Origin of the sequence: Hyphomonas sp. (genome assembly GCF_040882205.1) — a bacterium.
Lineage (GTDB): Bacteria > Pseudomonadota > Alphaproteobacteria > Caulobacterales > Hyphomonadaceae > Hyphomonas.
This window is the reverse complement of the sequence record NZ_JBBEBT010000102.1, coordinates 1-5,979: the sequence shown is the minus strand read 5'-3', so window position 1 is coordinate 5,979 and position 5,979 is coordinate 1. Positions and strand designations below refer to the sequence as shown.

Annotated in this window: 11 protein-coding genes; 7 read left to right on the top strand and 4 right to left on the bottom strand. The window is 60.0% G+C overall.

Features of this window, described 5'->3' with window-relative positions:
• The 3 genes from WEA77_RS04260 to WEA77_RS04250 all read left to right on the top strand — a co-directional run.
• On the top strand, positions 1 to 590 hold a 590-nt coding region (locus WEA77_RS04260; RefSeq protein ID WP_368066626.1), incomplete at its 5' end, for a hypothetical protein.
• 33 nt (positions 591 to 623) lie between these two features.
• On the top strand, positions 624 to 1,592 hold the full coding sequence (locus WEA77_RS04255; protein WP_368066625.1) for a FecR domain-containing protein: 969 nt from the start codon (positions 624 to 626) through the stop codon (positions 1,590 to 1,592).
• A gap of 81 nt (positions 1,593 to 1,673) precedes the next feature.
• Positions 1,674 to 1,808: a hypothetical protein gene (locus WEA77_RS04250; protein ID WP_368066624.1), complete on the top strand. Its 135-nt coding sequence runs from the start codon at positions 1,674 to 1,676 to the stop codon at positions 1,806 to 1,808.
• A 249-nt stretch (positions 1,809 to 2,057) separates the two neighbouring features.
• Here WEA77_RS04250 and WEA77_RS04245 read toward each other — a convergent pair whose 3' ends face one another.
• The 3 genes from WEA77_RS04245 to WEA77_RS04235 form a co-directional block, all read right to left on the bottom strand.
• Entirely contained in the window at positions 2,058 to 2,477 is a 420-nt protein-coding gene (locus WEA77_RS04245; protein WP_368066623.1) for a PIN domain-containing protein, read from the bottom strand.
• Positions 2,474 to 2,710, bottom strand: a complete 237-nt coding sequence (locus WEA77_RS04240) for a hypothetical protein (protein ID WP_368066622.1) — start codon at positions 2,708 to 2,710, stop codon at positions 2,474 to 2,476. Before WEA77_RS04240 ends, WEA77_RS04245 begins: the two co-directional genes overlap by 4 nt.
• A gap of 246 nt (positions 2,711 to 2,956) precedes the next feature.
• Positions 2,957 to 3,451 (bottom strand): rhodanese-like domain-containing protein, encoded by a 495-nt coding sequence (locus WEA77_RS04235; protein WP_368066621.1) that lies wholly within the window; start codon positions 3,449 to 3,451, stop codon positions 2,957 to 2,959.
• Here WEA77_RS04235 and WEA77_RS04230 point away from each other — a divergent pair.
• From WEA77_RS04230 to WEA77_RS04215, 4 genes are all read left to right on the top strand, one after another.
• Entirely contained in the window at positions 3,434 to 4,195 is a 762-nt protein-coding gene (locus tag WEA77_RS04230; RefSeq protein WP_368066620.1) for an enoyl-CoA hydratase-related protein, read from the top strand. The two genes, WEA77_RS04235 and WEA77_RS04230, sit on opposite strands and share 18 nt — an antisense overlap.
• Positions 4,196 to 4,467: 272 nt before the next feature.
• Positions 4,468 to 4,713: a type II toxin-antitoxin system Phd/YefM family antitoxin gene (locus tag WEA77_RS04225; protein WP_368066619.1), complete on the top strand. Its 246-nt coding sequence runs from the start codon at positions 4,468 to 4,470 to the stop codon at positions 4,711 to 4,713.
• On the top strand, positions 4,710 to 5,102 hold the full coding sequence (locus WEA77_RS04220) for a type II toxin-antitoxin system VapC family toxin (RefSeq protein ID WP_368066618.1): 393 nt from the start codon (positions 4,710 to 4,712) through the stop codon (positions 5,100 to 5,102). The genes WEA77_RS04225 and WEA77_RS04220 overlap by 4 nt, the downstream gene beginning before the upstream one ends.
• A gap of 26 nt (positions 5,103 to 5,128) precedes the next feature.
• Positions 5,129 to 5,341: an AbrB/MazE/SpoVT family DNA-binding domain-containing protein gene (locus WEA77_RS04215; protein WP_368066617.1), complete on the top strand. Its 213-nt coding sequence runs from the start codon at positions 5,129 to 5,131 to the stop codon at positions 5,339 to 5,341.
• 324 nt (positions 5,342 to 5,665) lie between these two features.
• On the opposite strand, the gene WEA77_RS04210 is transcribed toward WEA77_RS04215, so the two are convergent.
• Positions 5,666 to 5,979, bottom strand: a 314-nt coding sequence (locus tag WEA77_RS04210; RefSeq protein WP_368066616.1) for a DUF736 domain-containing protein, incomplete at its 5' end; no start/stop codon positions are given.

The window sequence follows — 5,979 nt, the reverse complement described above, 5'->3', positions numbered from 1 at the left end:
TCGGGCGTCGGCGCGAGCTGCGCCGCGCTCGCAGACGAGAGAAATGCGTTGGGTTAGAGATAGTGCGCGATACGTACTGCATGGCCGAGGATCGTCGCCTCGATGTTGCCTTGGTCATCGACGTAAACCCCGCGCACGAGCTGGATCAGCTCACCGGCCTGGGCGCGCTGATACGCTCGTTTTGCGTCAATCGTCTCACCGACCAAATGAAGAGCCATAGAATTATCTCGCATTTCAGATGCGCCTTAATTCCGCAAAATGAGCGCGCGGGCAAACATTTTTGCGCATCTGAGATGCGAGATAATACCGGAGAGATCGAGAAGCCTGCCTGTCGCTCTGACATACTGCAGGGCGCCATGACCACCACGAGCGGCGAGAATGGTAGCGCAAAGACTGCGCGGCTGGTCGCGTCACAGCTCGTCTCTGCGCGGCCCTGCCACTCAGCACAACCGACTATTCCGGAGCTAGCGGCGATTGATGCACCTTCGGCAATCTCAATCGGCAAGCCCTCTGCTTCGGTACGTAATCGTACAAAGCCGAGCCGAGATTCATTGAATATTCAAAGGTTTTTGCTGTCGTGCATCATGTGACTGGTTTTGGGGGTGTCCCGAGAGGATTCTTAAATGAAGCGCATCTTGATCTTCTTGGTGGTACTGGCCTTTGCGGCCGCAACTGCCGCCTATCTGCTAGTGTCGCCCGCGCAAGCGGCGCCGCTGGCATGGCAGGTGACAGAAAGCAGCGGCGCGGTGACCATTACGCACGAGACCGGAACGGTCCCGGCGGCGCGGGGCGTGTCCCTGAAGCCAGGCGACGCCGTTGAGACGGGAGCCGACGGCCGCGCCGTGATTGTTCGCGGCGGCGAGTATTTAATCGTCGGCGCAACCAGCCTGGTGAAGATTTCTGCGCCGGACCAGGCGGACGCAAAGACCCAGATCTCCCAGCCCTTCGGAAGCGTCCTGTTCAAGATCCAAAAGAAAGAATCGTGGGATTTCGGCGTCAAGACGCCCTACCTCGCTGCTGTGGTCAAAGGCACCACTTTCAACGTGACCGTGACGGACGCTGGCGCGACCCTGCAGGTTACCGAAGGCGAGGTTGAAGTCTCGACGCTGGATGGCGGCGCGGTTGACCTTCTGGGTCCGGGCCGTATTGCGCGCATTAGTACTGATGACCCGAAACTGCTGCGGGTCCTGGGGGCGGGCGCAACTGAAATCCGTTCACAGCGGCCGGACACATTCAATGACGCCGGGGTCGACGGCCTGCCAGCAGCTGACGGCGCCGGACCGGTCCAAACAGCAAACAGATCAAACAACGCTTCGGCCGCTCCGGACGCAGCCGGTGCAAGCAATCTCAGCCTGCGTGCGAATGGCAGCCAGTCGGGCCTCTCGGGTGAGATCGATGCGCCCATAGCACGCAGTACCTACATTTTCCCCTTCATGAGCGATTGGTTGGCGAGTGATCCAAGTTCGATCGAAATCCTGCTCGGGGCAGCGATGGTCCTCGGCTTGGTTACGATACTCATCAATTTAGTTGCGGCATTGTTTCTTTTTATGCTGCGCATCTATCGAGCCCATTTATCGGGACGCCGCCGCTAAAGTATCGGTCTTACGGATCGAGAGTTCAGGAAGCCTCCTTTTATCTGGGCTTTTTTCAAAGCTATCCGAGGCGAGGTTCCGGTGTGGAAGCTCGCGAGTTATCTGCGCATATATCCGCCGGGCGATACCGCGAGGCCCTTGTTCTGGACTGAGCGCGGCAAGGGCTGGAATGCCAACACGCTGGGCCAGTGGTGGTGGGAAGAGCTGCTGAGTTGAGTTACTCAACTTTAAAGAGGGCATAGAGTGAGCTGCTGCTTGAGCTTACTTCAATCATCGCAAAGCCAGCGGCTCAGGCTTTGTCTCAAAGAATCCCGGTTCAGACAGTGCCTGGATCCTATCCCGGTGTCAGTGCGCTCGCCGACGGCAGCCATCCGACACTGGCCGGCGCTGCTTGCGAACGCGCTTGCTTCCCGTCTTCAAGAGCCAGGCGTCGACCGCGGCCCAATCTGCAGCAAGGCGCGCTTATTAAGCGCCGCGTAGGAAAGGGTTTATGATCCGTACACCAGCAATGTCCTGGCCGGAATTAAGATCTTCCGTGATCAATTCTTCGCAGCCAGCGCCAGCGGCAGCCGCAACGATAAGAGCATCCCAGAGCGACAGCTGCGCAGATGCGCGCAACCCCAGGGCTGCCTTGAGGAGCGCCTGGGTATTGTCGACCACCTCGAAGCGGCTCCATGCACGCATCAAGCCGACGGCGTTATCATGGGACAATGGGCGCGCCCGCCGTGCATGCGTGGCCTGCACATAGAACTCCTGCAAGACCTGCACGCTAAGCACCAGATCCCGCCGCCCCAGGTAGCCAAGCGCCACATCCCGCTTGGTCCCCTCGCCAGCGTTGAGGTCAAGGCTGTAGAGGAGGATTTTGGTGTCGAGGAAAACGCTCACGGTTCCTGGCGATAAAGGTCGCCGCGGGGCAATCGGGCCGCGGCGTCGAAATCCTTAATCAGGACACGGATATTCGCTTCCTCCTGGGCGAGGGCTTCGAACCGGGCGTCACGAGCGGTCAGATCTTTCAGGAATTGCTTGACCAGCGCGGAAATCGAGGAGCCTTGCGCCGCGGCTTTCACCCGGGCGGCGAGGTAGGTTTCTTCATCGATGGCTACTGTTATATTGCGCATTGTATTGTGATACTGTGAAACTGTGAGAAAATCAAGAGACGTCCAGCGCGTCTTGGGGTGGTGCATAGCTATCGGGTTGATACGGGGGTGTTGCCTGCTCCGGCGCTGACACTGTGTCACAACAGGGTTTCCCCGAAGCTGATCGCCATGCGGCTTTCGATCGGATCCTGTGATGAACACCGCATGCGATGGGATCCCCTACCCCCACCCGAAACCTGATTAACTCAAGAAACGCTGACCATCAGCCTACCGATCACTTCCCTTCTCACGCTCAATCAGCTCGAATGTGCCGTAGGAATTTTCAACGGGAAAGCGTGCCCCTGCCCATGTGTCAAAGCCTTCATGCGCCGACACATTGCCATAGCCTTGCGCCACCAGCGCCTTCTGGACCAGCGCTGCCCGGCTACCTGTTGCGCAATAGACGATGATTTCTGCGTCTGCGTCCCGCACCGTCTCGGCCAAGCGGAATTCCACAACACCGCGCGCCATCCATGTGGCACCAGGAATGCGGCCAATGATGAACTCAGCTTCGCTGCGCACATCCAGTAGCAACAGATCAGGGTTGGCCGCCTGCTCGAACCGATCGGAACCACTCCGCCGGCAAAAGCCGAGGCCAACTGCTTTGCAGCGCTGAAGGGAGCCGCTATCGTTGCGTGATCCAAACCAAACAGCCTCCGGGGTTACGGCGCGGTCCAGGCACCCCATTTCTGCAAGGATGATGTAATGACCGAAAGCCCCCATTTACTGGTTAACCGTCAGGCTTCGATTGTCACTGTCACGCTCGACCGCCCAGAGCAGCGCAACGCATTGTCACTCCCGCTGATGCTGGAGCTGACCCAAGTGTTGCAGGACATCGGCAGCAGCGATGCGCGCGGAGTTATAATAGCCGCCAATGGGCCGGTGTTTTCAGCCGGGCATCATTTTGCCGACATGGCCGGCCGCAGCCATGACAAGATACGGGCGCTGTTCCGCATCTGCACTGAGATGATGGATTGCCTACAGGCCTTGCCACAACCGGTAGTGGCCCGCGTGCACGGCCTTGCCACAGCGGCTGGATGCCAGCTTGTTGCCACCTGCGACCTGGCCGTGGCCGGGACAGGCGCGAGTTTTGCGCTTCCCGGCGGCAAGGGCGCCTTGTTCTGTCATACGCCGCTGGTGGCCGTGGCCCGCAACTTGGGCCGCAAGCGGGCGCTGGAGCTGGCTATGACCGGGGATCCCATCGACGCCCAAACCGCGGCCGATTGGGGCCTGGTCAACCGCGTGGTGCCCGATGACCAGTTGGAGGCCGCCACGCTCGACCTGATCAACCGCGCCACCAGCGGACCGGCTGAGTCTAAGGGTTGGGGCAAGCAAGCCTATTATCAACAGATCGAGCTGCCGCAGTCCGCGGCGTATGCGCGGGCTGGCGATGTCATGGCCGAAAACGCCGTCGGTGCAGCCGCGCAGGACAGTTTCCGGGCCTTCCTCGATAAACGAAAGCATTGAGCCGTTTGGCATAAACACCAAACCAAGTTCCGCCAATGCACCGCGAGCCGATGGCTGATCAACGCGGCAAAGCCAAGCGCGGCAACCGCCAGGCCAGCCATGCCAAGAACCGCGCGTGTGGAGAATAACGGAAGTCCCATAGCGCGGGTGCGTCGCAAGTCCCGGGCCATCCCCCTTCTCTGCAAACCGCCATCGTATGGTGTGCCGCTTGAAGCGGGCCGAAGGCCAATTATTGGCTAGACTTAGCCAAGCTAATGCAGTATTCGGGCCTTATGACCACTGTAAACATGCTGGATGCGAAATCGAATCTCTCCCGACTGGTGGAAGCCATTGAGAGCGGCGCGGAGCGTGAGATCATCATCGCCCGTAATGGCAAGCCTGCGGCGCGCCTGGTGGCGATCCATGCGTCGCCGGTCGGCGTGCGTATTGGCATCGCCAAGGGAAAATTCACGACGCCTGAACCGGACCTGGAATTGGACGCCGAAGCGGCTGCACTTTTCAGCAGCGCGCTTTCGTGAATCTGTTGCTCGACACGCACATTGCGATCTGGGCGGTCGAGGATAATCCCCGTCTGCCTGAAGCTGCGCGTGCACTGATCCTTGATCCCGCCGCCACGCTTTACGTGGGCGTCGTCAGTCTCTGGGAAATCGCCATCAAGCACGCACTGGACCGGGGTCCAGAGTCCATGCCGATGCCGGCAGCAAGTGCGCTGGGCTTCTTCGAAGCTGCGGGTTTCGTCATGGTGCCGGTCGCCAGCGCCCATGTGTTGACGCTCGCGACCCTTCCCCGGCATCACGGCGACCCGTTCGACCGGCTTCTGGTCGCAACGGCTCTGACTGAGCCTTACCGGTTCGTGACGCATGACACGCGCCTTGCCGCTTATGGTCCGATCGTGACCGTGGTCTGATGGCTATCGCCCGAAGCCGGACTTTCATGAGTGGAGAGAGCGAAGCTCTCCTTTTGCCGGAGAGCGTTGCGTTCGGAGAAGGCGTCGAACTCATCATCGTGCGCTCCGGTGACGTGTTGACGATCTATCCGGCCCGGATGACGACCACAACGATGCAGGAGCGCCTTGCGGCGCTGCCCGCACCGTCTGAGATCGAAGTCCGCGAGACTGGGCCACTGCCGGGCAGGAAGCTGCGTTAGCTTCCTGCTGCGCCTGCTCTGCGATCAATATCGATACATATTATGCCAGTTTACGGATATTCGATAACTCGAGATAACTTCTGCAACTTGGCTGCCTGATCGAAACCCTGAATACCAGTCGCCGACCCGCACGTGCAAGACCGCGCCGGAAATGATTTAACGCTCCAGCGGCGGCGAAACGGTCTTCGAGGTCCCGTTGTTTGACCGGCTGGTGAAACGGACGTTTCCCCTCAAATGGTGCCGGCTTTCACACCGGCGATTGAGCGGCCCAAAGCCGCCCCGGAGATGCCTCCGGGGCGGCTAGGTTGAGGCTGAAGAAGCGGGCTATTCCTTCGGGTTCCAAAGGATCACGTGGCGGCCCTTCTTGCCTTTGACCGGCGCGAGGTTCGCGAAGATCTTGCGGGGGCCGATCTGCGGGTCTGCGAGGGTGATCGAGAGGTACTCCCGGCCCGATTGCTTCGCCTTGCGCAGCCAGCCGCCGCCGATCTCGGTCGAGGTTTCGCCGGCGAAGATGCGGTAGTCCGGCTGGCCGTCCCCTGCTTTTTCCGCGTTCTTCTCGATGCGGATGGGGCCGTCCAGGTTCATCATTGCGAGGGCGCCTTCGAAGCCGGTCTTGGTTTCAGTGACATATCCGAGTG